This is a genomic window from Streptomyces calidiresistens (assembly GCF_014141525.1).
In the GTDB taxonomy this organism is placed as follows: Bacteria; Actinomycetota; Actinomycetes; order Streptomycetales; family Streptomycetaceae; genus Streptomyces; species Streptomyces calidiresistens.
This window is the reverse complement of record NZ_VKHS01001425.1, coordinates 1-695: the sequence shown is the minus strand read 5'-3', so window position 1 is coordinate 695 and position 695 is coordinate 1. Positions and strand designations below refer to the sequence as shown.

At 81.2% G+C, this 695-nt stretch carries 1 pseudogene; it reads left to right on the top strand.

Annotation, left to right across the window (positions count from 1 at the left end):
• Positions 1-333: 333 nt before the first annotated feature.
• Positions 334-695: pseudogene (locus tag FOE67_RS27645) on the top strand (hypothetical protein); the annotation flags it as partial.

The following is a 695-nucleotide window of genomic DNA, read 5'->3' as shown; positions in this document are numbered from 1 at the left end:
CCCCCGGGTCGCCCGCCGGTGTCCCCGAGCACCGGCGGGTGCACGACCGGGCCCCGCCCGTGGACAGGCACGGGCGGGGTCCGTCGGCCGGGTACCCATCGACGGTCCGCGACGCCCGTCGGCCCGTGCCGCCTGCGCGCGGACCGGGCCGGGGCGACGCACCGGCGCCGGCGCGACGGGAGCGCCGGCCGCACCGACCACACGCACCGCTCCGCCCCGGAACCGCCCGGGCCGGGGCGGGACCGGGCACCGGCCCCCTTCCGGGGCGGAGCCGAGGAGAACGACACAGGGCGAACCATCGGGTGCGCCCGGGCGAGCAGGGTGATGACCGGGATGACGAGGATGGCCGGGGTCCCGCACGGGGTGCGGGGCCTGTCGTGGTTGACGCGGCGTCACCGCGACGACCGGATCGAGGGAATGGGCGGCCTGGACCGGCTCCGGGAGTTGCGGGAGGCGGAGCCCCCCACCCGCCGCCGCTTCCGCCGCGCCGCCGCGGAGGCGCCCGCCACGGTCGGGGTGGTGGAGGGTGGTGGGGTGAGCGGCCCACCGGAGACGGCCGCAACGCCCCCGGCGGGTCCGACGGACCCGTCCCGGGTGGGGAGCACCGACCCGGCCGCCGGTGACGCGGGATCGCCGCCGGCGCCCACCCGCCGGGAGCCCTCCCCGGCGTCCGCCCCGGACGGAACGCCGGGACC